Origin of the sequence: Mesorhizobium sp. AA22 (assembly GCF_001672375.2) — a bacterium.
GTDB lineage: Bacteria > Pseudomonadota > Alphaproteobacteria > Rhizobiales > Rhizobiaceae > Mesorhizobium > Mesorhizobium wenxiniae.
Map to the genome: position 1 here is coordinate 868,397 of NZ_CP048406.1, position 25,633 is coordinate 894,029.

The following is a 25,633-nucleotide window of genomic DNA, read 5'->3' on the forward strand; positions in this document are numbered from 1 at the left end:
ATGTCCGCGCGTAGCGACTTGGTACCGCTTCAACCGGGCGACCGTGCGCCGAACGTGATACTCGACGCCATTACCAAGGAAGGCAAAATCGCGCTTGACGACTTTCGAGGACAAAGACCGGTGCTGGTCGGCCTGTTTCGAGGTCTGCATTGTGCGTTTTGCCGGCGCCATATCGCCGCCCAGGCGCGGCTTGATCCGGAGCTGCGCGAAAAGGGCGTGGAGAGCCTGACGGTGGTCAACACGCCGATCGAACGGGCGCGTCTCTATTTCCGTTACCACCCGATGCCGAATCTGCTTGCGGCCTCCGACCCTGAACGCACTTCACATCGTGCTTTTGGACTGCCCAATCTCGAATTCACCGAAAACGAGACCAACTGGCCGTACAAGGTCTCGATGGCAGCGGTAAAGGATATGCGGGTCGACATACCAAGCGAGTTGCCCGGTCCGATGGATCCTATTGCGGCCGGCGAGATCCTCGACAAGAGGGACCATTATGAACTGACCGAAGCCGACGAGCAGATGATGGCAACGGGACACGGACAACTGGTCGGTCAGTTCCTGCTGGACCGGCAGGGGATCGTCCGCTGGAGCTTCACGGAGGTTCCAGAGGGTGGGCGATACATGTTTGGGGCGCCAAACCCGAAGGAGCTGATGTCAGCGGTGTCCCAAGTCGCCCAATAGGGCTTGCGAACGAGGTAGACGGGCGGGACACTGACAAGTTCACCGTTTCATTCCAGCACGGCCTCGACCCTGGCAACAAAGTCATCGAGCGAGCGATCCCCGCGAATCTCGATGCGCGGAAGGTCGATGGGATCGCAATCGAGGTCCGCCGGGCCGTGTCTGCCGCCGAAGCCGATCCGATAGCCGCACTCCTTGGCCAGCCTGCCAAGCCGTCGGTCGGTGACAGAAAAGGGTGCCGCGAAGGCCGTGGTTAGCCGACCGGTCCACCGTTCGATGAACATACGAGAGCGAAGCAGCTCGCTGGCCAAGTCAGAGCTCGACAGACCATCTATCGCGCGATGCGTCGCCAGATGGCTTCCGAAGAATGCACCTTCGGCAGCGAGGCGTCGCACCGTCCCGGCGTCCATAAGCTGCGTTGGCGGACCGCTGTCGGCGTCCCACAGTGCACTTTCACCCACCAGGTCCGTCACCAGGAACACTTCCGCGGTCAGGTCGTTCGCGCGCAAGGTCGGCCAGGCATGGTCGGCAAAGTTCTGGAAGCCGTCGTCGAAGGTGATGAGTACTGGGCGGCCAACGAAAGGTTGACGGTTGACGATGAACCATTCCAGCTGCTCGGACCCAATCGCGTGAAAGCCATTGGCGCGCAGCCATCCCATCTGGCTGTCGAATGCGGCGGGCGTGAGCCGAAAACGGGCGAGCGCGGCGGGACCATCCTCGGAGACGCTGTGATACATGAGGACAGGGATACGCTGCCGGCGCTCGCTACGTGCGACGTCGCGGCGCAAGGCCCGCGCCCCGCCCCAGACGATATTTCGCGCGACCCCGATTTCGAGGGGCGCGCGGATTGGCACATGATCAATCATCGGTTCCGTCGCCACGTCGTCCGGTGACAGGCGGCGGAAGCGGTCTATGCGATAGAGCTCGGTCTGGATCGATTGATCGAGGACGAGGCCTTCGGTCACTGCCAGCGCCTCTGAGATCGCTTGTGCACCGAATGTGTTCCAGTCGAAGCCGGTCCTTTCAACATTGTCACGTAACACGAATGCGTGTGCGTTGATGAAACTGCCGCCGGGCGCCAACGCCTCAACGATTTTTTTGGCGATGCGCCGCAACTCGGCGAGATCATCCAGATAGTAGAGCACTTCCGAACAGACGATCAGGTCCATCTCACCCGGCAGCGTGTCCGCGCAGAAATCCAGTACGCTGAACTCAACATTCAGTTGGTCCCTGCATCGCGCTCGCGCGCGCTCGACGGCTACGGCGGAGATGTCGGTTGCGGTTAAATGGCCCACTCGCGGTGCCAGCTGCCGCGTGAAGTGACCCTCTGCACAGGCCAGCTCAAGCGCCCGTCCGATGGGACCGGCAGGCAGAATTTCGAGCTGCCGCTCATATTTTTCCTGCTCATAGGACGAACCGTAGTTCCAGGGATCCTCGGTCGCGAAATAGCCATTCCAGAACGACGTGCGATCCTTGTCGTGCCTGACCCGTGCGCGTCGCGGCGCCGCGGGTGGCTCCGCAGGTTCGGCGCTCGACCGAGCCAGCTCCCGCGCTTCCTCGGCCAATTGGGCGAGTTTGCCGAAGTGACTGTCCGGATCGGACTGGCGTTCAAGCCGCTCAGGGGGCACGAAATCCCGAGTCAATTCAATCCAATGGCGTCTTGTCACTTTCCCGAGTACGCCGAACTGCACGACAGCCTCGATCTGGCCATCCATCATCAGATAGGCATAGATTTGATCGATTCCTTCAGGCAATTCGATCGAGGTCGGATTTCGAGCGTCGACGCGAATTCCAAGCGTCCGCGCCAGCCTGCGCGGCGCGGCAAGATCGTCGACGTCGAGAAGCATTTGCTCAAGGTGATACTGGGCGCGGCGGCCCGCGACGGGATCGCCCCAGACCTTGCCGAGTTCGATGATCAACTCGGTGAGGGAGCCGCCGAACCTGTCCCAGCTGGCAGCCAATTGCGCTGGCACCGATAGGCTTCCTACCATAAGGCCATCGAAGGCCACCTTGCCGATCTCGCGCGCCCATTTACGTCCTGCCGGGAGCGCGCGCAGGGACTGCGGGTTGATCGAGCGGCGGCCGCTGCCGCAATCCGACGCGGCGTTCCACAACGCGAACCACGCGAGTGCTTCGGAAGCGGTGCGGCCGTTCGCCGAAACCGCTCCATTGGCGTGTGCCGATGCTGGGTTTTTGACCCTGGGATCAGCAGAAAAGCCGCGGGCGATCACGATTTCCGCATCGGCCAGCATCTGCGTCGAATTGCGGGTGAGCGAGTTGGGGCTGGTCCGATAAAAAGCCAGCGGCTCGTCGACCATCACCCAACGCTTGCCTAGACGTGCCAGGCGCTGCCACAGATCCCAGTCCTCGCAGGTGCGCAGCGATACCTCGAAGCCGCCCAACTCGACAATTATCTCCCGGTCGACGAGCAGCGCGTGACTGCAAATGGCACACCGGCGCGCGAATGTTTCGAAGGGCTGGATCGCAACCTCCGTCGGGATGCTCGACGGGGTGAGTTCGCCATCGGGCATCACGCGCCGGGAACCGCAATAGGCGGCGACCGCATCGGGCGCGGCTTCAAGTGCGGCCAGCATTTTCGCAAGGAAGCTGGCGTCCACCCAATCGTCCGCATCCAGGAACATGAGCCAGCGGCCGCGCGCTGTCGAGATCCCGCTATTGCGCGCGCCGGCGGCGCTATACGCGCAAGAGCTCAACGTCCGAAACCGGGCATCGCGCTTCACATAACCGGCGACAATCGCGGCGGTGGTGTCCGTGGAGGCGTCGTCGACGACGATCGCCTCCCAGTCCATTATTTCCTGATCGAGAAGGCAATCGAGTGCGCGCGCCAGCGTTACCTCCGCGTTGTGCGCAGGAACCACGATTGAAACCAAGGGATTATGCACCACGCCGTCTTACCCGCGCTTGGTTCGAATGTAGAACAAGAGTCCCGAAACATAGCCGGCGGTTCCTGCCAAAGGGAACGGTCCTCAGGGACGCTGCGTCCAAACAGTCTCCTGCGAACTCTTCCGAGCCGCCGCGACGCCGCCATTTGGCTGCGGAGCGAGCTTGCTCCTGTCGTGCTACCGATGCTGGAAGCCTGGCGCAGCATTCGCATCCGTGCCGCCGAGCTTGGGCGCCAGCTGTCGCAGATGCACGTCAAAGCCAAGCATGCCGCATACTCATGTCGATCTCCGGAGTCGGCACCATGACACAAGCTGCGGTCCCTGGCACCGTATGAGTGCAACAGCTACGGCAGACTGATGTCTTTTGCAATCGGGGGCGCCGTAAATGCAAGCCCACTGAAGCTTTGGTGTGAATGACTGCCGTTATTGGGCCAATTGCTCCCCTCCTGTCGACCGAAACGCCTCGATTCCGAGGTGCATTCTCGAACAGCCATTCTCCGTGCGAAAGAAGAACTCCCTTCTACCGTTGGGCCCGCATCGGAAGCGGATCGTCGCAGTATATAGCCGGGTGCGAGACAGTATGTGCGCGGCCAGACCAGCTAATTTAGATACTTCTAATGAATCTGCGCTACTTAATTGCGCTCCAGTAGCTATAGCCGGACATTGTATTACTCATTTCGATAGTAGATTGCGTCCAATGGTCGATCAGATTAGCCGGTTATGGCTGCTATCACAAAGAGATGCGAGAGCGACACCAATCGGAACTCGTGCATTTGCTGCTAGTCGAAGAGATGTAAAAGCGACGCACGAATTGGCTTACGTCAAGAAGATTCCGGCTTGCGAGCCGGGTATTTTGCTGACATGTTTGGGTGTTTTTGAGTTTTGCACTGTGGCAGGTGTTCAAATGAAGGGGCATAAGGATGGCTAAGGAATCTTCGAGTACCGCTTCTTCAGCAAATAAAGCGGACGAAAATCTGATAAGTAATGCAGACGGAAACGGGCTGGCCTTCATGGGGGTCCAGGCTCGCGAGAGCGGGGTCTCCGGCGACGCTGTAGGTGTCGACAAGATCCGTGATCTGCTGTTCGGCAACCAGATGCAGGACTACGACCGCCGTTTTTCCAAGCTTGAAGAACGGTTCTTGCAGCGCTTCAAGGATGTCGAATCCGAGGCCAAGCGCAATCTTGAAATGTACGAGTCAAATGCAAAGAAGCAGGTCGAATCGCTCGCGGCGCAATTGCGGAACGAAAAAGATGCACGAGCCGAGGCCGACAAGGAGATTGATCGGAATCTTCGCGAGCAAAACCAGGCGCTTGAAAAGCAGGTGCGCGCGTTGTCGGATCAATTGAGCGAGCTCGAGCGCGAAGTCGCGGACCGGATAAATCGAAGCGATCAATTGCTGCGTGAGGAAATCAAGCAAAAGAATGAAAGCATTCAGATGCTAATGGAGAAAATGTTTTCCGATCTCAGCAACGTCAAGACCGACCGAAATCTTTTGGCTGGCCTGTTTGTCGAGGTTGCAAAATGTCTAAATCAGGATCCCGTCGGCAGCAAGAGCAACTCGGAACGTAGTTGGAAAGTGAGTTGATCGGAACTTGACGTCGACCGTCGACCCAATCAGCCTTCCTCAAAGAGCAGCTTCGAACGATACAGAGATTGATCGCGAGGCCCTGGCTAATCTTTTGGTCGAAATTGCCCGGAACGTTGATCCGGACTATCGTGCGCGTTTCCACGGAGTTCCCACCGCCGATCCTCGCATGGAAACGCTGCGCCAGTTGCTGGTCGGCCGCGAAATTTCGGAGCTTTCACGAGTTTCGCACCTGCTCGACGAACCCGAGCAGCTTGCGTCTGCAGTTGGGGGTGTTCTCCCCAGTGCAGCCGCACGTGCGCCTCATGCGCAACTCGGCGAGGCACTTGCGCCAGCTGTCGAGAGGGCCGTGCAACGGTCCATCCAGAAGAGCCCGCGTACGCTTACGGACATACTATACCCGGTGTTTCTGCCGGCAATTCGCAAGTCGATCGGGGAAAAGATCGATCAGACCTTTCAGTCGCTGAATGAAACTTTAAGACATATATTTACTTGGCATGGGCTCAAATGGAGATTTGAAGCTTGGAGAACGGGCGCAAGCTTCTCGGAAGTTGTTCTTAAGCATTCTCTTGTCTATCGTGTAGAGCATGTCTTTCTTATTAACCGCAATTCCGGGCTTTTGATAGCGCATGTAACTGCCGACAATGCAACAAGCGAAGATCCGCAACTCATTTCTTCGATGCTTAGTGCAATTCAAGATTTTGTGAAAGACTCATTTAACGAGAAAGAACAGAGCGGCCTGGACACTATCCGTTTCGGGGAGCTTCGTCTCTGGTCGGAAGTTGGACCGTTTGCGACCTTGGTCGCGGTGATCCGGGGAAATCCCCCAGAGGAATTACATGAAATAGTTCGCGATGTGTTGCTTCGCATCCATGATGAATGCTCACAGGCTTTAGAGCAGTTTGACGGCGACAGTTCGCAGTTGGCCGGCGTAGAGATGCTGTTGCAGACCTGCGTTGAACTGAAGCAGGAGGACTCTAATCAGGGATTTCCTTGGCTGGTGGTGGCTGCAGTCCTGCTGGTTTTGATTCCGGCAGGCGGTTGGTTCTTTCTTTCCTGGCAGTCCGGGCAACGCTGGCAGGCCTATGTGTCGCGGCTGAGTACCCAGCCGGGCATCATCGTTGCCGAACAAAAGGTGGGCGATGGCCAATTCTATATTGCCGGCCTGAGAGACCCGCTTGCCGCCGACCCGCAGTCGCTGTTGTCGGGAACGCAGGTCGATCCCGCCCGCGTTCATTCGCAGTGGCAATTCTATCAGAGCCTTGAGCCGGAGTTCGTGCTGAAGCGGCTAACGGCGTCGCTGGTTCCGCCGGATTCAGTACGACTTTCGATCGTCAATGATCGCATCGTTGCCGAGGGTGAGGCTCCCGACACCTGGATAGATCGGGCGCGCGCAGCGGCGCGACAGCTTTCGGCAGGCGGACCGGTATTCGACATCTCCAGGGTCCGTGATGTGAGCCCCGAAGCACGCGCGGCGGAGCACTGGCAGGCCTATGTGTCGCGACTTGAGGTCCAACCGGGAATCATCGTTGCCGAACAAAAGGTGCGCGATGGCCAATTCTATATTGCCGGCCTGAGGGATCCGCTTGCCGCCGACCCGCTGGCTCTGCTGTCCGGAACGGAGGTCGATCCTGCCCGCGTTCATTCGCAGTGGCAATTCTATCAGAGCCTTGAGCCGGAGTTCGTGCTGAAGCGGCTAACGGCGTCGCTGGTTCCGCCGGATTCAGTACGACTTTCGATCGTCAATGATCGCATCGTTGCCGAGGGTGAGGCTCCCGACACCTGGATAGATCGGGCACGCGCGGCGGCCCGACAGCTTTCGGCAGGCGGACCGGTATTCGACATCTCCAAGGTTCGTGATGTGAGCCCCGAAGCACGCGCGGCGGAGCACTGGCAGGCCTATGTGTCGCGACTTGAGGCCCAGCCGGGCATCATCGTTGCCGAACAAAAGGTGCGCGATGGCCAATTCTATATTGCCGGCCTGAGAGACCCGCTTGCCGCCGACCCGCAGTCGCTGTTGTCCGGAACGCAGGTCGATCCGGCTCGCGTTCATTCGCAGTGGCAATTCTATCAGAGCCTTGATCCGAAGTTCGTGCTGAAGCGGCTAGCGGCGTCGCTGACCCCGCCGAAAACGGTTCGGCTTTCGATCGTCAATGATCGCATCGTTGCCGAGGGTGAGGCTCCCGACACCTGGATAGATCGGGCGCGCGCAGCGGCCCGACAACTTTCGGCAGGCGGACCGGTATTCGACATCTCCAAGGTTCGTGATGTGAGCCCCGACGCACGCGCGGCAGAGCACTGGCAGCATTATGTGTCGCGACTTGAGGCTCAACCAGGGATCATCGTCGCCCAACAAACGGCGAGGGGCGGGCATTTCTATATTTCCGGCCTGAGAGACCCGCAGGCCGCCGACCCGCAGGCTCTGCTGTCCGGAACAGGGGTTGATCCTGCTCGCGTTCATTCACACTGGCAATTCTATCAGAGCCTTGATCCGAAGTTCGTGGTGAAGCGGCTGATGGCGTCGCTGGCTCCGCCGGATTCAGTACGATTTTCGATCATCAAGGATCGCATCGTTGTCGTGGGTGAGGCTCCTGCCGCCTGGATAGATCGGGCGCGGGTCGCCGCCCAACAACTGGCCGCGGACGGACTCTCTCTAGAAATTTCCGAGCTGCGCGAGTTGACCCCTCAGAAACTCACGCATTTGAGGGAGGCTATTCAAGCGGTCGACATTTTCTTCGATTCCGGCAAGGCTGTACCGGGACCAGAGCAACTGCCGGTTCTCGACAAATTGGCAAATCAGTTGAAGGAATTGGCCAAGGACGCCCGCAAGGCAGGCGTAACAGCACAGTTCATGTTGACCGGCCATTCGGACGCGACGGGCCGTGAAACGGCCAACGTGTCGATCAGCGCCGCGCGCGCGGAGACAGTTCGTGCGCTTCTCAAGAAGCGCGGCGTCGATCCGGAACTGCTCTTGGTTCGCGGCGCGGGCACCTTTGAGCCAGCGGAGACTGAAACTAGCCGAACCGGGAGCTCCGCCAATCGCAGAGTTTCGGTTACGGTAAACTTCCACTAGGGCGGGAGCCCAGGATATTGCAAAAAAAGATCTGCATGTTGGGCGGGTTCGCTGTCGGAAAGACGAGTCTGGTTCGCAGGTTTGTGCAAAGCATCTTTTCAGAAACCTACTTGACCACGGTGGGAGTGAAAATCGACAAGAAGAGTGTTGTACTGCCGGATAAAACCGTGGATCTGATTTTGTGGGATTTGGCCGGCGAAGACGACATCGGCTCGTTCCGCGTCAGCTATGTGCGAGGCGCGAGCGGGCTCGTGCTTGTCGTCGATGGAACCCGCGCTGCTACTCTTGCCGTGGCGCTCACGTTGCGCGAGCGGGCCGAGGCCGAATTCGGCGCTATGCCGTTCGTATTGCTGTTCAACAAATCCGATTTGGCCGATCGGTGGGCAATATCGGATAGTGAGATTAACGAGCTGAGGCAACTTGGATGGCAAATCTATCTAACAAGTGCGCTTTCGGGCGAATTTGTTGATGATGCGTTTCGTCAGCTTGCTTCGATGGTTGCCAAATAGACCATGCATGGATTGCCAAGAGAAGTCAGAAGCTGGATTTACGATTTCTTCCACAACGAGCACTCTGTCGCATATCTGAAAATTGACGCCCAGCTTTGCATCGCTGCGAAGGGCGGTAGTGTTGAACATTACGGCCTATCATCACTTTGCGTTGGCAAGCCCGTAGCCGAGCAGCTTGAATTCATGGAAGGTTTGCTGCCTTGCCCGGAGCTTCCATATCATATGGCCATGGTCGAACTGCCCAACGGTCGTGTCGCGGACCTTCATCTTTTTGCTGACAATGCCTGCGTATGGCTGCTCTTTCTTGACGCCACTGCCGAACGCGACAATAGGCAGCGGCTTCAACAGAAGGCTTATGAAATGACACTCCTGCAAGAGAGGGAGCGTCAACTCAATGAAAAATTACAATTGACGAACGAGGCGTTGAGGCAGAGCCAAGAGGGATTGGCGCGTGAATACCAGCGCGCCGAAAGCCTACTCCTCAACATTCTTCCGGCGTCGATCGCGGAGCGGCTAAAAGCGGACGAACAAATTGCAGACAACCATGCTGACGTGAGTGTGCTTTTTGCCGACATCGTCGGCTTTACGGAAAGAGCGCGAAGCGTCGGAGCCGAGACAACGCTCGCTATTCTAAATTACTTCTTCAAGGCGGCGGATCTGCTCTCGGAACGATCCGGCTGCGAAAAGATCAAGACAATCGGCGATTGTGTGATGGTGGTCGCCGGCCTGCCCGTTGCGCGATCCGATCATGCAGAAGCCCTTGCGCACTATGCACTTGAACTTCGGAAGGCGGTTAAGCGCGAACGCTTCGCAGGAGAACCGATAAGACTCAGAATTGGAATTCACTCAGGACCGATCGTCGCGGGCGTCATAGGCAAAAGGCGGTTTGCCTACGACCTGTGGGGCGAGACCGTTAATCTCGCCGCACGTATTCAAACGTCAGCGGAGCCCGATGAAATCCGTATTTCGGATGCAACTCGCAAACTGCTTGGACCAAATTTTGCTTGCGACCCACTCGCGGAAACGGAATTGCGTGGTACAGGTCGTGTGCGAATGTGGCGGCTCCCGGCCTGATTTGTCGGTTGGCAATGCCGACGCTGGAGCGCATTGCAGCTCAAGCAGCATCATGGTTTCGAATGTCCGCAGAGGTGCAGTCGACCACCGAGCGGGGTCACGTGCCCATAGGTGGTGTAGCTCGGCGGTAGCGACGCCGCTCGCGAGCGCGCCTCGATAGCGCTGTAGCGAGCGGCTTTGCCATGGTCATCGCAATTCGCCGTTAAGGTCGGGTTGCTGACACCAACCTCGAAGGAACCATCGATGACCGATGGCATGATGAACCTGCGCGCTCGTGGAGAAGCGTCCAGATTCCGACCTCTTGCGCGAGATGATTGGCTTTGCCGCCGGGGCGGCTGATGGAGTTGGAGGTTGGTGGCCGCCACCGCGCCGCCTATGGCGAGAAGAACCCGTTGCGCACGGCCCAGCGCAACGCTATCGCGAGCGCGACTGGGAGACACGCGCGCCGGTTGCAACGCCATGTAAGCAAAAGGCGCCCCGAAAGGCGCCTCTTAATCGCTTGATTCCCCGTGGGAAACTGGAGCGGGTGAAGCGATTCGAACGCTCGACCCCAACCTTGGCAAGGTTGTGCTCTACCCCTGAGCTACACCCGCTCGCGCGGCCTTTGGACCGCAAGCCGCGCCTATATGGCTGAAGGGCGCGGCGATTGCAACAGGGGAATCGCAGGTTTTTTGGCCGCACCCGGCGACGTAACCGAGCCTTCCGTGGCGTGTATCGCACGGAATTCAGCGCGTCGCCGCGCAACGGTCTTGTCTCGGCCGCGTCATTGGCCGTAAACGGCATGATCCAAACCGCGACAGCAAGAAGTCCGATAAGAAACAACATGCCGAAAACCGAAGCCGAGCTTTTTGCCTTTCTCGCCGATCTCGGGATCGAGGTCTCGACCTTGCGCCATCCGCCGCTGTTCACGGTCGCCGATTCGCAGGCGCTGCGTGGAGAAATTGCCGGCGGGCACACCAAGAACCTGTTCCTCAAGGACAAGAAGGACAATTTCTTCCTGGTCAGCGTCGATGAGGAGGCGGTGGTCGATCTCAAGCAGATCCATCACGTCATCGGCGCCGCCGGGCGCGTTTCCTTCGGCAAGCCGGAGATGCTGATGGAGCTTCTCGGCGTCGTACCGGGCGCGGTCACGGTTTTCGGCGTGATCAACGATACGGAGTTGCGGGTCAAGGTCGTTCTCGACCAGGAGTTGATGCGCCATGCGGTCATCAATGCTCATCCGCTGACCAATGAGGCAACGACCTCGATCGCCGCTGCCGACCTCGTCAAATTCGTCGAGGCAACTGGGCATGATCCTGTTATCTTGAAAGTCACGGGATGATCGCCACATGGATGACGATAAACCGATTTCTGAGTGACAATAAAGGACGTTGGGCCGGGCCGGTGGCCGGCGGCGCGACCGAAAGGGCGACGAGATGAGCGACAACAATCAATTTGGCGGCCCATTTGGCAGCAATGGCGGACAGTATGCCACCACTGTGCAGTATGGCGGCACTGAGGCCACTCCCGCGAGAGTCGCGCTTGGCGAGCCGCCTGTCACCGTCGACGTCATCAAGGATACGACGACCGCCACATTTGCCGCCGACGTCATCCAGGAATCGCGGCGTCAGCCGGTGCTGGTCGATTTCTGGGCGCCATGGTGCGGGCCCTGCAAGCAACTGACGCCGCTGCTGGAAAAGGCGGTCACCGCCGCCGGCGGCAAGGTCAAGCTGGTCAAGATGAACATCGACGACCATCCTTCGATCGCCGGACAGCTTGGTATCCAGTCGATACCGGCGGTCATCGCCTTTAGGGATGGTCAGCCGGTCGACGGCTTCATGGGCGCCATTCCGGAGAGCCAGATCGCCGCGTTCATCCAGAAGGTCGGCGGCAAGAACAATGGTGCGCCGCAGGTGGCCGAGGCGCTTGCCGCGGCCGCGGAGGCGCGCGCCGCCGGCGATGTGCAGACCGCGGCGGACATCTACGACGCCGTCCTGGAACAGGCGCCGGACACGATCGAGGCGATTGCCGGGCTTGGCGATCTGCTGTTCGAGGCCGGTGATGCCGAGGGCGCCGAAGCGGTGCTGGCGCGGGCCCCGGAAGCCAAGAAGGATGCTCCGCCACTCGCCGCCGTACGCGCCAAGATGGCGCTTGCCGCGCAGGCAGCAGCACTTGGCAATCCGGCCGAACTCCAGCGGCGCCTGGCTGAGAACCCCGGGGACCACCAGGCACGTTTCGATCTTGCGATGATCCAGAACGCCAACGGCGAGCGCATGGCCGCGGCCGACAATCTGCTGGCGATCGTCAAGGCTGATCGCTCGTGGAACGACGACGGCGCCAAGACGCAGTTGCTGCAGTTCTTCGAGGCATGGGGCATGACCGACGAGGCAACGCTGGCGGCGCGGCGCAAATTGTCGTCGCTGCTGTTTTCCTGAACGCGCATAAAGCTGTTTTTTCCTGATGGCCTTGCGATCGACGACGGCTGCGCCAGATTAGGAGGCCTGACCGATCCGTTCTTCGCTTCGTGACGATTACGCGTCAGGTTGCGATGGGATGGGCGGGCTTCATGCGCTTCTTGAGGGAGCGACCGGAGGCTTGAAGTGCAGGCGGGAAACGCGCATTACCGACTCGATACGGATTTGCCGTCGACGGTGCCGATCTTCCCGCTCGAAGGCGCATTGCTGCTGCCGGGCGGCCGCATGCCGCTCAACATTTTTGAGCCGCGCTATCTTGAGATGGTGGATGAGGCGATCGCCGGATCGCGGCTGATCGGCATTATACAGCCCAGCCTCGACGGTGCACGGCGTGGCGATGGCGAGCCGGAACTCTGCAATGTCGGCTGCGCCGGACGTATCATCGCACTTTCCGAGAGCGGCGATGGCCGCTACCTGATTTCGCTGCAAGGTGTGTGCCGGTTCCGCATCGTGCAGGAGCTTGCGGTCAAAACGCCCTTCCGCCAGTGCCGGTTTGCGCCCTTTCTCACCGATCTCGACGAAGATCAGGCAGAGGCCGAGATCGACCGGCCAGCGCTGCTCAAGGCATTTCGCGCCTATTTGCAGGCCAATGATCTTGAAGCCGACTGGGAAAGCGTCAGCCGCGCCGAAAATGCCATGCTGGTCAATGCGCTGTCGATGATGGCTCCCTACGGGCCGGCCGAGAAACAGGCGCTGCTTGAAGCGGCGGACCTGAAGACACGCGCCGAAACGCTGATAGCCATCACCGAAATGGCACTGGCACGTGAGAATGAGGATTTCGGGTCGAGCCTGCAATAGGCGGCTTTTCCTTCTCCCCTTGTGGGAGAAGGAAGATTGGCGCAGCGCCAAGACGGTTGAGGGGTGCTGGACGGAGCGCCGTTGGTGCCAAGCTGGAACACCCCTCATCCGTCGCCTTCGGCGACACCTTCTCCCACAAGGGGAGAAGGGAGAGCCGCGCGAAACCTAAAGTGACCCCAGAGAAGGACAGACCGAATGGTGGATGGGCGTGATGGAAAGAAGGCCAATGTCGACCCCAAACTGCTGGAATTGCTGGCCTGCCCGCTGACCAAGGGCCCGCTTAGCTGGGATCCGGAGCGAGGCGAGCTCATCTCGAGGGTCGCACGGCTTGCCTATCCGGTGCGTGACGGCATCCCGATCATGCTGCCTTCGGAGGCGCGCTCGCTCCCCTTCGAGGACGGATTGCCGCCGCGCCTGGGCGGACCGTCCTGAACGGTGTAAGGCCTATTGAAAATTGCGCCCTTTGGGCATGACCTTCTCCGCCTTTCCCGACAGCGCCACGAGATCCCGCTGGACCGGCGCGGCTTGTGGGGCATGTGCGTCTGCAACGCCCTCTTCGCGGTTGTCATTCTCCATGCGCCCACTGGCCGAAGGCTCATTGACAGGCTGGCCGGTGCCGGCCTCCTCCAAAAGCACGGACAGCCACGGCGTCAAATCCTCGACCTTGTCGGCGACGATATGGATGACGTCCGATTCCGACTGCAGTTTGCCGGTGACACGGATTAACCGCGCGCCCATGACAATGGGCCGGTAGCGGTTGAAAGTTCTTTCCCAGAAAATGACGTTGGCCACCGCCTGCTCGTCTTCCAGCGTCAGGAAAATCGCTTTGGCGTTACCCGGCCGCTGCCGCACCAGGACAAGACCGGCGACCGAAACCCGCTTGCCGTCCCGAACCTGGCCGAGGCGCGCATTGGGCGTGACGCCGGAACGATCCAGCCGCTGGCGCAGAAAGGCAAGCGGGTGCGCCTTCAGCGACAGGCCGAGCGAACGATAGTCGTGGATGACATGCTCGCCGAGCGGCATTGTCGGCAGCCTGGTCGCGGGCTCAAGATCGCGCAAGCGGATCGCCGGCTGGTCGAACAGCGGCAGGGTCTCGGCGGCACTCTTGCTGTCGAGCGCGCGGACCGCCCACAGGGCGTCGCGGCGGTCGAGGCCGAGCGAACGGAAAGCGTCGGCTTGCGCCAGCTTCTCGATCTCATCGACATAGAGGCCTGAGCGCAGCCAGACATCGCGAACGGATTCGTAGCCGTCGCCGCGTCTGGCGACAAACACCTCCATGCGCTCCTTCGACAGGCCCTTGACCTGGCGAAAACCCAACCGGACGGCATGATTGGTCCGGATGACACCGCGCATTTCGGCATGGCGGCCGAGGATGCGGGCCGGGTCGAAGGGTGCGTCCTCCAATGCGCAGTCCCAACCGGAAAAATTGACGTCGACCTCGCGGATTTCGACGCCATGGTCGCGCGCGTCGCGGACAAGCTGAGCCGGCTGATAAAATCCCATCGGCTGGGAATTCAGGATCGCGGCGCAGAACACGTCTGGATAAAATGCCTTGAACCAGCAGGAGGCATAGACCAGCAGGGCGAAGGAGGCGGCATGGCTTTCGGGAAAGCCGTATTCGCCAAAACCCTCGATCTGCTTGAAGCAGCGCTCGGCGAAGTCCTTTTCGTAACCCCGCAAAACCATGCCATCGACCATCCGCTTGCGATAATTGCCGATCGTGCCGGTGCGCTTGAAGGTGGCCATCGCGCGGCGCAGTTCATCGGCCTCGCCCGGCCTGAAGCCGCCGGCGACGATGGCGATCTTCATCGCCTGTTCCTGGAACAGCGGAACGCCCAGTGTCCTGCCGAGTATTTCTTCCAGTTCCGGCTTGGGATATTCGGGCTTTTCCTTGCCCTGCCGGCGGCGCAGATAGGGATGGACCATGTCGCCCTGGATCGGGCCTGGTCGCACGATCGCCACCTCGATGACCAGGTCATAGAATGTTTTCGGCCTGAGGCGCGGCAGCATCGACATCTGGGCGCGGGATTCGATCTGGAAGACGCCGATCGTATCGGCGCGGCAGATCATGTCGTAGACATGTGTGTCCTCGGCAGGGAGGGTGGCCAGCACATAGGGTTGCCCATAGCCATCCCGCGCCTCCGGATAATGATCCTGGAGCAGGGTGAAGGCGCGCTGCAGGCAGGTCAGCATGCCAAGCGCCAACACGTCCACTTTAAGGATTTTCACCGCGTCGAGATCGTCCTTGTCCCACTCGACCATCTTGCGTTCGTCCATCGCCGTCTTGATGATGGGCACGATCTCGTCGAGCCGGTCCCTGGTGATGACGAAGCCACCGACATGCTGCGACAGATGACGGGGAAAGCCCATGATCTCGTTGGCGCATTCGATTACATGCCTTGTCGATTGGTCGGTCTGGTCGAGGCCGCCGGCCCTGGTCTCCTTTTCGCCGAGCTCCGAGGTCGACCAACCCCAGATCGAGCTGGACAACGCGCTCCTGACATCGTCCGACAGGCCCATCGCCTTGGCCACTTCGCGCATCGCCGAGCGGCCCCGGTAGCTGACGACGGCCGCGGCAAGCGCAGTGCGCTTGGCACTGTATTTCTCGTAGATGTACTGGATGACCTCTTCGCGCTTTTCATGCTCGAAATCGACATCGATGTCGGGCGGCTCGTTTCTTTCCTCGGAAATGAAACGCTCAAAAAGCGAGTCGATCCGCTCGGGTCCCACTTCGGTGATGCCGATGCAATAGCAGACCACCGAGTTAGCCGCGGAGCCACGCCCCTGGCAGAGTATGCCCTGGCTGCGGGCGAATTTGACGATGTCGTAGACAGTCAGGAAATAGCGCGCGTAGTTCAGGCGCTCGATCAAAGCAAGCTCTTCCCGGATCCGCCTAGTCACATCGGCGGGAACGCCTGAGGGGTAGCGCATCGCGGCTCCCTCTCGAGCCAGCCTTTCCAGTTCGGCCTGTGGCCCGAGGCCCGATTCTGTCGGTTCATCGGGATAATTGTATTGGAGGTCATTGAGAGAGAAGCTCAATTCGCCGGCAAAGCGCAGCGTTTCCGCCAGTGCTTGCGGATGCCGCCGGAACAGCCGCGCCATCTCCATTGGCGGCTTCAAATGGCGCTCGGCATTGGCCGCCAGTTCCAGCCCCGCTTCGGCAACAGGCACGTTGAGGCGGATCGCCGTCAGCACATCCTGCAACCGGCGCCGTTCGGAGGTATGGTAAAGAACGTCGTTGGTCGTCATCAGCGGAAGGCCTGATGCCTCAGCCATGGCAGCTGCCTGCTCGATACGGTAGTGGTCGTTGCCGCGATAATCCGGCGAAACGGCAAGCCGCAGATTCTTGCCGAAGCGATCTTTGAGCCGGCTAACCAGCCTGAGATCCTCCGCCGGCGTCGACAGATCCGGCAGGACCGCCAGGGACATGAGATCGCCCCATTCAAAAAAGTCGTCACGATAGAGAAGCGGTGCGCCCTTTTCGCTATCGTCGCGCATATTGGCTTGTGTCAGCATGCGGCACAGATGGCCCCAGCCCTTGCGGTCCTGCGGATAGGCGAGAACGTCGGGCGTGCCATCGCAAAAAACCAGGCGGCAGCCGGGATGATAGGAAAGACCTTCCACCTTGGCCTGCTGCCAAGCACGCACGACACCGGCCACCGTGTTGCGATCGGCAAGCCCGATCGACGAAAAGCCCAGAAACTTTGCGGCGACCACCAGCTCCTCCGGTTTCGAGGCGCCGCGCAGGAACGAGAAATTCGACTGGATGCCGAATTCGGCATAGGGAACGACCGTCAGCGCGTTCATGCGAAGACCCCATGCATGAACCAGCGCGGCGGGACTTGGGAGGCGCCGTAGAGACCCTGGCGGTAGAGCCAATAACGGCGGCCGTCGCTATCCTCGATGCGGAAATAATCCCGGGTCGGCGCGTCTTCCGGCCCCGACGTCTCCCGCCACCATTCCGGGGCGATGCGTTCCGGCCCTTCGGCGCGCGCGACCCGGTACAGCGCGCGCCGCCAGCGGAAGTTCATCGGCGGTCCCTCAGGCATTTCGGTGGCCGGCACCTCGATCGGTTCGGGCGAACGGAACAGCCGAATCGGCCGTTCCGGCCGAAAGACAGGCGTGGATGAAGTGTCTTGTATCTTGTCCGGCTTCTTCGGCGGAGAGACCCTTTGCGGCGCCTCCGCATAGGGAAGCGTGGCGACGGCGCGCTCCGGCAGATGACTCTCGACGGCAACCGGTTTCAAAACCGCGCTTTCGCCGAGCCGGGCGCGGATGCGGTCGGCGAAAAGGGCGATGTCGGCGCCATCATCGTGCGTTTCGCCGGCGAGATCCGCCTGCTGCATGTCGAAGGCCGCGGCCGACAGGACCGAGAGGCGCACGAGATCGAAGCCATAGCCGGCATCGATGTCCTGTTCGAGCGCGGCGAGCCTTTCGTGAAACAATTTCTGGATCAGCAACGGCTCGCGCAAGGGCCGCGACGTGCCGACGGCGATGCGGCTGACGGCGCCGTCAACGCGGAAAAGCAGCAGCGCCAGCCTTCTTGCGCCCTCGCCGCGGCGCTCGAGGTCCACCTTCAATGTCGTCGCCAGCATTTTCACCAGTCGCTCTAATTCGTCGGTCAGCATGATGGGTTCTGCGAGATGGCGTTCGACCGAAAGCGGTGCGACCGGCAGGCGCGGCGACACCGCCTCGTCAAGGCGGCCGAGCGCCTGGTCGAGGCGCAAAAGCAGCGATGTGCCGAAGCGGCGGGCGAGCGGCGCGCGCGGTGCTGCCATGACGGCGCCCGCCGTGCGCAGGCCGACGCTTTCCAGGCTGGCGCGGATATCAGGCTCGATGCGCAGCGCCGCCAGCGGCAAGGGTGCGAGTAGCGCTTCCTCCTCGCCACCGGGGACGATGCGGTCACTGGCAAACCGCGTTGCCGCCCAAGCAGCACCAGGTGTGGCGGCAACGCCGGCGCGGACATCGAAACCCTGATGGAAAAAGCGCGACAGAATGTCGTCCAGCATCGCCCGTTCACCGCCGAAAAGGTGGGTGCAGCCGGTGACGTCGAGAAACAGGCCGTCGGCTGCGTCGATCGCCACCAGCGGAGTGTAGCGGTCGCACCAGTCGGCGAGGCTTTCGAGCAGGCGGCGGTCGGCCTCGGGATCGGCTTCCACTACGTCGATCGATGGGTGCATGGCGCGCGCGTCGGCTATGCCCATGCCGCGCTTCAGATGAAGCGCCTCAGCCCGCTCGTCGAGGGCGGCGATGCGCTGCGCGTTCGCTTGGCGATGGCTGATCACCAGGGGCAGGTGATCCGACGGCCGCGAACGCCAGGACCGCCCCAGACGCTGCCGCAGGATCCTTTCCGCGGCGAGGTGCGGAAACCACAGGGACAGGATTCGCTGCCCGTTCTTCCCCGGCCCTTCTTTCCTCGAAATTGCGTTCATCCGGGTTCCACTCCAGTGTGAATTGTCCCGGCAAGGCCGTGCGGCTCTTGCCGATGCTGACGGTGAAGGCGGGGCGGCCGATCGAGCCGGCGAGCGGCCCGGCGAGCGTCTGGCGTGGTGCCGACGGCGCAGCCGACAGGACGAGGCGGACGGATGCCGCCGTCGGTTCGGCCTCGCCGGCCTGGCGCAGCAGGAACACCGGCCGGCCGGCGCTCTGTGCCCGGGCGTGCAGCCGCCGCGTCGCGGTGAGGTCCAGCCGCTGCGGGCTGCCGCGGATTTCGAGGATGACGGCGGCGAGCGCCGTCATCCGGGCGGCTTCCTCGGCGACCCACAGCCCATCGAGGAGCCTTGGCGCCTCGGAAAACAGCAATTGCTCCGGCTCGATCCCGAAAAGGCCATGAAGCCCTCTGGCATAGGGGAAGCCGGCCTCGCGGAAGACCTCCGCGGTGCCGATCCACAGGACCGGCAGTCGCGGCGGCTCCTGTTTGAGGATCAGGCTGACGAGCGACAGGGCGAAACCGGCGACAACCCCGGCATCACGTGTCGCGGCGCCATGGATCTCGCTCAGCGCCGCCTTCGGCAGGCCGCCGCTGAGCGCAGTATCGAGACCCTCCGCGCCGGTGCGCAGAAACGCATCGGGCGGCGCCACGGCGAGGCCGCGGCGGACGATTGTTAGATCCCGGGGCGTGACATCCGCATCAACGGGAGCTGCGCCGGCCGGCGCCTCCAGGCGCTCGGGCAGCGTTCCCTCGATCTTCGCGATCTGTCGGCGCAGGGCAAAAACAGTCTCCCGCGCCACGGCGCTTGTCGCCATGACGGTCAGCTTCCACTCACAATTGTTCCTGTTATGTTCCTATTGATTCCAGAGGCCGCCCGAAGAGTCAAGCGGAGTCATGGGGAATTTATTCCTGTCCGCGCAAAGGGCTGCAACCTGGCCATTTGCCGACTCCCGCTCGAAAGCCTATATGCCGGGATCAAAGGACAAAGCATGGCCCGCATCTACAAAACCCGCACCTGGCACGCCGAGCTTTCGCCGTCGATGGAGGAAATGGAGTTCCTGGCGCTGGAGGCCTATGCCCATCTGCCGGAGGAATTTCGCAAGCTGACCGGCGAGATCGTCATCCAAATCGCCGAATTCCCGACCGACGAGATCATGGACGACCTGTCGCTGGAAACGCCGTTCGACCTGCTCGGCCTGTTTGAGGGGCGCGGCATCGCCGAGCGCTGGAATCCGCAGACCGGCGAGGGGCCGAACCGCGTCACGCTCTACCGCCGCGCCATCCTCGACTACTGGGCCGAGAACGAAGAGACGCTGGGCGACATAGTCACCCATGTGCTGATCCACGAGATCGGCCACCATTTCGGCCTCTCGGACGACGATATGGAGCGGATCGAAGAGGCAGCTGAATAGTCTCCAGATGACGGAAGCAGAATTTGCCAATCGGATCGACTGCAATTGGGCCGTATAACGACATTTCACTGAGCCGCGAATTGATCCAAACCGCCATCGGCATTTCGCCGAATGCTGCATTTATTGCACTCGATGAGCTTTGCCGTCTACCCGCAAACACCGTTGTCGAGCCGCCATTCTCCTGGCGTTAGTCGATTTTGGCTGTCCAAATTCGACCATCCACTAGCACCGATGATATCGGAATGCGCGATATCCAGCATTAAACGCCAGCAACTGTCGGTTGCCGAAATTCTCATGAAGATGGATACCGTCTCCGGTTATCCAGGCCTTTATGCGGCGCTATCGATCCCTTATTTCAGCTGCGATGACGTCGACGGCCTTGCAGACGCAAGATTCAACGAAATCAGAGCTGCCTGGGAAAAGCTTCTGTAACGGTCGTATCCTACCAGTCGCTGAGCTTGGTGTTGGGCCTGTATTCCTGGCCCTCGACATCCTTCACCACGGCCTGGCCGCAGCGCATGCTCTTGGTCTGCTTGTCGTAGGCATAGGTCGGCGAACCGAACAGGTGCCAGCCCTTGTTCAGCGCCGCCGTCACCTTGTGGCAGAAGCTGGAATCGTCCGGACCGGACAGAAAGCGGTAGAGTTTCATTTTCATTCCTGTGGTGGGTTGCCAATCATGCCCCGATGGCGGCCGCCTTCGCCAGCAGTTTTTCGGCCTGCGCCAGATGCAGCCGCTCGACCATTTTTCCATTCAGTGCGATAACGCCCTTGCCGGCATTTTCGGCAAGTGCGAAGGCAGCTTTCACCAAGCGCGCCTCGGCCACGGCTTCGGCAGATGGCGCGAAGGCCCGGTTCGCGGCATCGATCTGAGCCGGGTGGATCAGCGACTTGCCGTCAAATCCCATGGCGGCCGCTTCCGTGCATTCGCGCGCAAAGCCATCCAGATCGCGAAACTCATTGAAGATACCATCGAGCAGGTCGAGGCCACCGGCGCGCGCGGCGAGCACCATCTGCATCAGCCACGGTGTGAGATAGCGCCGGTCGGGCGTGGCGAGGACGCCGGTCTCCTTGACCAGATCGTTCGTTCCGGCAACGAAACAGACCAGCCGCGAGGCCGGATCGCGGCCAAGCTCGGCAATTGGTCCGATGTTGAGCAGAGCCTTGGGCGTTTCGATCATTGCCCATAGTTTCACCTCGTCCGGCGCGAAATTGTCGTCGAGCACGTCGCCGGCCTCGAGGACGTCGCGCGGCGTGTCGACCTTGGGTAGCAGGATGGCGTCGGGCTCGCAGCGTGCCGCGGCCAGCAAATCGTCGGCGCCCCATTTGCTGGAGAGCGGGTTGATGCGCACGATCATCTCGCAGCGCCGGCCATTATGGTTGGCAACCGGGCGATTGGCGAAGATGCCGGCTAGTTTTTCGCGCGCAGAAACCTTATCGGCCGGGGCTACCGCATCTTCAAGATCGATGATGACGGCGTCGCAGGCCAGCGATGAGATCTTGGCCAGCGCCTTGTCGTTCGAGGCCGGGACGTAGAGCACCGAGCGGCGCGGGCGGTAGGTTTCGGTCGTCATGTCCGATCTATGCCGTCTGCGGCGGGTCGAGGCAAGCGGTCTTCGCCTGCACGAAAACTGCATAAAACTCCCGAAAATCTCCTCGGACCCGCCTCGCTGCCTGCATTTCGGCTGGCGAGAAGGGCGGCATGCAAGAGCGAGAAAAATCCCGTTGGTCCCTGCCTTACCGCCTCCACAATGACGGTTGGTGGCTCGTCGATCCGCCGCGGGCGCACCGTTCGGCTACTCTCTTCCCCTTCATCCGCAAATCTCCGCCCCGGTATGCCGCCCGGATCAAAGCCGCTGAGAAAGTCCGATCATGACATCGTTACTTACCGCCGCTCCGAGCTTTTGCGCGCGATTCGGCGTTGCGGTCCTGCTTGCCGCGCTGGCCGATTTCTTCTTCTACGGGCAGCCGGTCGGCATCACGCCTTTCCTGTTCGGCACTACGCTTGCCGCCGCAGTCGCGGCCATCCATCCCTCGGCGCTCAGCGCCCGCGGCCTGTGGCTCGGACTCGCCGCCCTGCTTGTCGGGCTGCTGCCGCTCATTGAAAATGTCAGTGCGCTGTCCGTCGCGATCGGGCTGGCGGCGATGGTCGTCTTCGCGCTTTGGCTGGTCGGCCGGCTGCGGCCTGGGCTTGCCCGCATTGCCGGCCAGGTCGCGCTCTTCCTGCTCGCGGCACCATTCCGGTTCGTCCACGATTTCTTCCGCTGGCGCAAGGCGGCGCGGCGGCTTGGCCAGCGGCGTATCCGCCTTGCGGCGATCGGCGTCTGGATCATGCCGCTGACCCTGGGCGCAGTGTTTCTCGCGCTGTTCGGCGCCGCCAATCCGGTTATCGAATACTGGCTGTCGCTGATCGATCTCCACGCACTGCTCGACCTCATCCAACTGCCACGGCTGGCGTTCTGGCTGGTCGTGCTTGCCGGCGTCTGGGTCTTTCTGCGCCCGCGCCTGCCGCGCTTTCTCCGCCGCATTGCACATCTCGCATTGCCTATCCCCCTCGGGGTTTCGACAAAACCCGCCAAGGCGATCGAGGACATCGTCTTCGGCAAGGCCGCCATCCTTCGCGCGCTGGTCGTCTTCAACATCCTGTTCGCGGTGCAGACCGCACTCGACGCCACCTATCTGTGGGGCGGCATCGCCCTTCCCGACGGGCTGACCTACGCCGCCTATGCGCATCGCGGCGCCTATCCATTGATCGTCACGGCGCTGCTTGCCGCCGGCTTCGTCCTGGCGGCGTTGCGGCCGGGAAGTGCTACCTCCAGCGATCCGCTCATCCGCCGGCTGGTCTATGTCTGGGTGGCGCAGAACATCGTGCTGGTCATCTCGTCGATCCTGCGGCTCGATCTCTATATCGGCATCTATGCGCTGACCTACTGGCGCGTCGCCGCCTTCCTCTGGATGGGGCTGGTGGCGACGGGGCTTGCTCTGATCATCGCCCGCATCGCACTCGAAAAATCCAATGAATGGCTGCTTTCCGCCAATCTTCTGACGCTTTCGGTGACGCTCTATGCCTGCTCCTTCATCAACTTCGCGGCGCTGATTGCCAACTACAATGTCGAGCACTCATTCGAAATGACCGGCCGCGGCACCAAGCTCGATTTCTGGTATTTGCGTTCGCTCGGTCCCAGCGCCTGGCCGGCGCTTGATCGCTTCCTCGAGCACCAGGCCGAGACGAATGCGGCCAGCGTTCCCTCGTACCGCCAACTCGCCCGTCTGCTTGGGCAGGACCAGGCCCGCTACCGCGCGGGCCAGGAAAACTGGCGCGCCTGGAGCTTCCGCGACTGGCGGCTACTTCGTACTCTCGATACATATATCCCGTTCGTGGTTCCTCAGGGCTCCGAACCCTTCGCGCCGGGCCGCTGATCCATGCCGCACAACATCCTTGTCGCCGACGATGATCCGCATATCCGCGAAATCATCTGCTTTGCGCTCGAAAAGGCGGGGATGAAGACGGTTGCCGTATCGGACGGCGCCGCCGCATTGCAGGCGATCGGGCGCCGCGCGCCCGATCTTGTCGTGCTCGACATCGGCATGCCGGAGATGGATGGGCTGGAGGTCTGCCGGCGGCTGCGGCATACATCGGATGTGCCGGTGCTGTTCCTGTCCGCGCGTGATGAAGAAATCGACCGCATCCTCGGGCTCGAAATGGGTGGCGACGACTATGTCACCAAGCCGTTCAGCCCGCGTGAACTGGTCGCACGCGTCAAGGTCATCCTGCGGCGCGCCCGCCCGACAAAGGCGGAACAGACCGACGACCGGCAATTCTCGCATGGCAGACTGGCTTTGCTGCCGGCTAGCCACGCGGCCAGCTTCGACGGCAGGCCGCTGGTGCTGACCTCGATCGAATTCGCCATCCTGAAAGGGTTTCTGGCGCGGCCAGCACATGTGCTCGGCCGCGACATGGTTATGGCCAATGCCTATGCCGCCAACATCCATGTCGCCGACCGCACCGTCGACAGCCATATCCGCAACATCCGCGCCAAGCTGGCGGCGGCCGGCTGCACGGATGCGATCGAGACCGTGCATGGCGTCGGGTTCCGGCTCGGCCGGTGCGGCGCGTGACCGCGCATAAATGGCGGCCGCGCCTCGCCACGATTGTTGTTGCCATCCTGATCATGGTGATGGCGCTGCCGCTGGTCGGCCTGTTCTTCTTCCGGCTCTACGAGAACCAGCTGATCCGCCAGACCGAGGCCGAGCTGATCGCGCAAGGTGCGGCCCTTGGCGCCATCTATGCGCAAGAGGTCCGCGACGCCGGCGTCGCCATCGAAAAGCTCGGCGCGGCCGTGCCTGCCGACAGTGCCACCGATCCGGACTCTCGCTACCGGCCGATCGAGCCGCGCCTCGATCTTGCCTCCGACTACGTTCTGCCGGCCCGGCCGCCCGCCATCACCGCGACCGCCCCGGATCCAGCCGTCGCGGCGATCGGCGCGCGGCTGTCGGGCATTCTTGCCGAGACGCAGAAAACCACGCTTGCCGGCTTTCGGCTGCTCGACCCCAAAGGCGTCGTCATCGCCGGGCGCGAGGAGATCGGCCTGTCGCTCGGCGCCGTCGAGGAGGTTCGCCAGGCGCTGGCCGGCCGCTATGCCAGCGCGCTCCGGCAGAGGATCTCCGACGAGCCGCCACCATCGCTCTATTCGGTCAGCCGCGGTACGAGAGTCCGCGTCTTCGTCGCGATGCCGGTCGCGGTCGCCGGCAAGGTCGCCGGCGTGGTCTATCTGTCGCGAACGCCGAACAACATCGTCAAGCACCTCTATGGCGAGCGCGGCAAGGTGGGGCTGGCGGCGATCGCCATCCTCGGCGGCACGCTGCTTATCGGCCTGGTCTTCCTGCGCACCGTCAGCCGACCGATCTACGCGCTGATGGAACGGACAAAGCGCATCGCGACCGGTGATCGCGACGCGATCAGGCCGCTCGATCATCACGGCACGCGCGAGATGGCGGCGCTTTCCGACGCCTTCCTCGACATGGCCGAAAAGCTGCATGCGCGCTCGGACAGCATCCAGACCTTCGCTACGCATGTCTCGCACGAGCTCAAATCGCCGCTGACGGCGATCCAGGGGGCGGCCGAACTGCTGCGCGATTCGGGCAGCGCCATGGATGAGGGCGAACGGCGGCGGTTTTCGAACAACATCGTCACCGATGCCGAACGGCTCAACCTTCTGGTGCGCCGTCTGCTCGACCTGGCGCGCGCCGAAAATCTTGCGCCCGGCGGCGAAAGCACGTCGGTTGGCGCCGCACTGGCGCTGCTGCCGGCCGAGGACAGGCTGGCGGTCCGTGTCGAGGGAGGCGGCGATAGCCGCCTGCGCATGTCGGCCGAGAACGCGGCCATCGTGCTCGCCAATCTCATCGACAATTCGGCGCGCCATGGCGCAACGCTCGTTTCGATCACGGCGGCGAGCGCGGGCGGCAAGGCGACGATTCTGGTGAGCGACGACGGCGCCGGCATTTCGCCCAGCAATCGGGGGCGAATATTCGAGCCGTTCTTCACCACGCGCCGCGATGCAGGCGGCACCGGCATGGGCCTCGGCATCGTGCTGGCCCTCCTGAAAGCGCATGATGGCACGATCCGCCTGGTTGACTCCGAGCGCGGCACGCGCTTCGAGATCATCCTGCCGACTGTATGAATTGGAGCCTGATTCCGAACCGGCTTTCGGGATCATGC

20 protein-coding genes, 1 tRNA gene and 2 pseudogenes are annotated in these 25,633 nt (G+C 61.6%); 16 read left to right on the forward strand and 7 right to left on the reverse strand.

The window, feature by feature from the left end; translation table 11 throughout:
- Complete coding sequence (locus A9K68_RS04095; protein WP_065006540.1) at positions 1–681, forward strand: peroxiredoxin-like family protein; 681 nt, start codon at positions 1–3, stop codon at positions 679–681.
- Positions 682–728: 47 nt separating this feature from the next.
- Here A9K68_RS04095 and A9K68_RS04100 read toward each other — a convergent pair whose 3' ends face one another.
- Complete coding sequence (locus tag A9K68_RS04100; protein WP_065006541.1) at positions 729–3,584, reverse strand: trifunctional glycosyltransferase/class I SAM-dependent methyltransferase/polysaccharide deacetylase; 2,856 nt, start codon at positions 3,582–3,584, stop codon at positions 729–731.
- 159 nt (positions 3,585–3,743) lie between these two features.
- On the opposite strand from A9K68_RS04100, the pseudogene A9K68_RS31550 reads away from it, so the two are divergent.
- The 6 genes and pseudogenes from A9K68_RS31550 to A9K68_RS31555 all read left to right on the forward strand — a co-directional run.
- A pseudogene (locus A9K68_RS31550) lies at positions 3,744–3,889 on the forward strand (IS110 family transposase); the annotation flags it as partial.
- Between the two features lie 612 nt (positions 3,890–4,501).
- Positions 4,502–5,167, forward strand: a complete 666-nt coding sequence (locus tag A9K68_RS04105) for a hypothetical protein (protein WP_029349544.1) — start codon at positions 4,502–4,504, stop codon at positions 5,165–5,167.
- A gap of 7 nt (positions 5,168–5,174) precedes the next feature.
- Positions 5,175–8,240, forward strand: coding sequence for an OmpA family protein (locus tag A9K68_RS04110; protein WP_163602984.1), 3,066 nt, complete (start codon positions 5,175–5,177; stop codon positions 8,238–8,240).
- A gap of 17 nt (positions 8,241–8,257) precedes the next feature.
- A complete protein-coding gene (locus A9K68_RS04115) occupies positions 8,258–8,749 on the forward strand; it encodes a Rab family GTPase (protein ID WP_246811293.1) in 492 nt (163 codons plus the stop codon).
- 3 nt (positions 8,750–8,752) lie between these two features.
- Entirely contained in the window at positions 8,753–9,823 is a 1,071-nt protein-coding gene (locus A9K68_RS04120; protein WP_065007325.1) for an adenylate/guanylate cyclase domain-containing protein, read from the forward strand.
- A gap of 243 nt (positions 9,824–10,066) precedes the next feature.
- Positions 10,067–10,268 (forward strand): annotated as a pseudogene (locus tag A9K68_RS31555) (IS256 family transposase); the annotation flags it as partial.
- A gap of 73 nt (positions 10,269–10,341) precedes the next feature.
- Here A9K68_RS31555 and A9K68_RS04130 read toward each other — a convergent pair.
- A tRNA-Gly gene (locus A9K68_RS04130) sits at positions 10,342–10,416 on the reverse strand.
- A gap of 230 nt (positions 10,417–10,646) precedes the next feature.
- Here A9K68_RS04130 and A9K68_RS04135 point away from each other — a divergent pair.
- From A9K68_RS04135 to A9K68_RS04150, 4 genes are all read left to right on the forward strand, one after another.
- Positions 10,647–11,144 (forward strand): prolyl-tRNA synthetase associated domain-containing protein, encoded by a 498-nt coding sequence (locus A9K68_RS04135; protein WP_065007342.1) that lies wholly within the window; start codon positions 10,647–10,649, stop codon positions 11,142–11,144.
- A gap of 94 nt (positions 11,145–11,238) precedes the next feature.
- Entirely contained in the window at positions 11,239–12,237 is a 999-nt protein-coding gene (gene trxA / locus A9K68_RS04140) for a thioredoxin (RefSeq protein WP_065007341.1), read from the forward strand.
- A gap of 165 nt (positions 12,238–12,402) precedes the next feature.
- Complete coding sequence (locus A9K68_RS04145) at positions 12,403–13,074, forward strand: LON peptidase substrate-binding domain-containing protein (protein WP_065007324.1); 672 nt, start codon at positions 12,403–12,405, stop codon at positions 13,072–13,074.
- A gap of 195 nt (positions 13,075–13,269) precedes the next feature.
- Positions 13,270–13,506 carry a Trm112 family protein gene (locus A9K68_RS04150; protein ID WP_065007323.1) on the forward strand — a complete coding sequence of 79 codons (237 nt, stop codon included), beginning with the start codon at positions 13,270–13,272 and terminating at the stop codon, positions 13,504–13,506.
- A 12-nt stretch (positions 13,507–13,518) separates the two neighbouring features.
- On the opposite strand, the gene A9K68_RS04155 is transcribed toward A9K68_RS04150, so the two are convergent.
- Genes A9K68_RS04155 through A9K68_RS31560 form a run of 3 tightly spaced genes read right to left on the reverse strand, consistent with a single transcriptional unit; the run spans position 13,519 to position 19,320 of the window.
- A complete protein-coding gene (locus tag A9K68_RS04155) occupies positions 13,519–16,881 on the reverse strand; it encodes an error-prone DNA polymerase (protein ID WP_065007322.1) in 3,363 nt (1,120 codons plus the stop codon).
- A complete protein-coding gene (locus A9K68_RS04160; RefSeq protein WP_065007321.1) occupies positions 16,878–18,359 on the reverse strand; it encodes a DUF6504 family protein in 1,482 nt (493 codons plus the stop codon). The genes A9K68_RS04155 and A9K68_RS04160 overlap by 4 nt, the downstream gene beginning before the upstream one ends.
- Complete coding sequence (locus A9K68_RS31560; protein WP_065007320.1) at positions 18,301–19,320, reverse strand: hypothetical protein; 1,020 nt, start codon at positions 19,318–19,320, stop codon at positions 18,301–18,303. Before A9K68_RS31560 ends, A9K68_RS04160 begins: the two co-directional genes overlap by 59 nt.
- Positions 19,321–19,494: 174 nt before the next feature.
- On the opposite strand from A9K68_RS31560, the gene A9K68_RS04170 reads away from it, so the two are divergent.
- Together A9K68_RS04170 and A9K68_RS04175 are read left to right on the forward strand one after the other, a co-directional pair.
- Positions 19,495–19,917: a metallopeptidase family protein gene (locus A9K68_RS04170; protein WP_029349504.1), complete on the forward strand. Its 423-nt coding sequence runs from the start codon at positions 19,495–19,497 to the stop codon at positions 19,915–19,917.
- A 111-nt stretch (positions 19,918–20,028) separates the two neighbouring features.
- Positions 20,029–20,349 carry a hypothetical protein gene (locus tag A9K68_RS04175; RefSeq protein ID WP_156768242.1) on the forward strand — a complete coding sequence of 107 codons (321 nt, stop codon included), beginning with the start codon at positions 20,029–20,031 and terminating at the stop codon, positions 20,347–20,349.
- Positions 20,350–20,359: 10 nt separating this feature from the next.
- On the opposite strand, the gene A9K68_RS04180 is transcribed toward A9K68_RS04175, so the two are convergent.
- Both A9K68_RS04180 and A9K68_RS04185 read right to left on the reverse strand, forming a co-directional pair.
- Positions 20,360–20,566: a DUF1737 domain-containing protein gene (locus A9K68_RS04180; protein WP_065007340.1), complete on the reverse strand. Its 207-nt coding sequence runs from the start codon at positions 20,564–20,566 to the stop codon at positions 20,360–20,362.
- A 25-nt stretch (positions 20,567–20,591) separates the two neighbouring features.
- Positions 20,592–21,488 carry a CoA ester lyase gene (locus A9K68_RS04185; RefSeq protein WP_065007318.1) on the reverse strand — a complete coding sequence of 299 codons (897 nt, stop codon included), beginning with the start codon at positions 21,486–21,488 and terminating at the stop codon, positions 20,592–20,594.
- A gap of 298 nt (positions 21,489–21,786) precedes the next feature.
- On the opposite strand from A9K68_RS04185, the gene A9K68_RS04190 reads away from it, so the two are divergent.
- From A9K68_RS04190 to A9K68_RS04200, 3 genes are read left to right on the forward strand one after another with little or no spacing between them, the layout of a single operon-like run.
- On the forward strand, positions 21,787–23,334 hold the full coding sequence (locus tag A9K68_RS04190; RefSeq protein ID WP_065007317.1) for a DUF4173 domain-containing protein: 1,548 nt from the start codon (positions 21,787–21,789) through the stop codon (positions 23,332–23,334).
- 3 nt (positions 23,335–23,337) lie between these two features.
- The gene (locus tag A9K68_RS04195) at positions 23,338–24,033 is read left to right on the forward strand and encodes a response regulator transcription factor (protein WP_065007316.1); all 696 of its coding nucleotides are present in this window, start codon (positions 23,338–23,340) and stop codon (positions 24,031–24,033) included.
- Between the two features lie 59 nt (positions 24,034–24,092).
- Complete coding sequence (locus A9K68_RS04200; RefSeq protein ID WP_163603103.1) at positions 24,093–25,595, forward strand: HAMP domain-containing sensor histidine kinase; 1,503 nt, start codon at positions 24,093–24,095, stop codon at positions 25,593–25,595.
- Positions 25,596–25,633 lie beyond the last annotated feature (38 nt).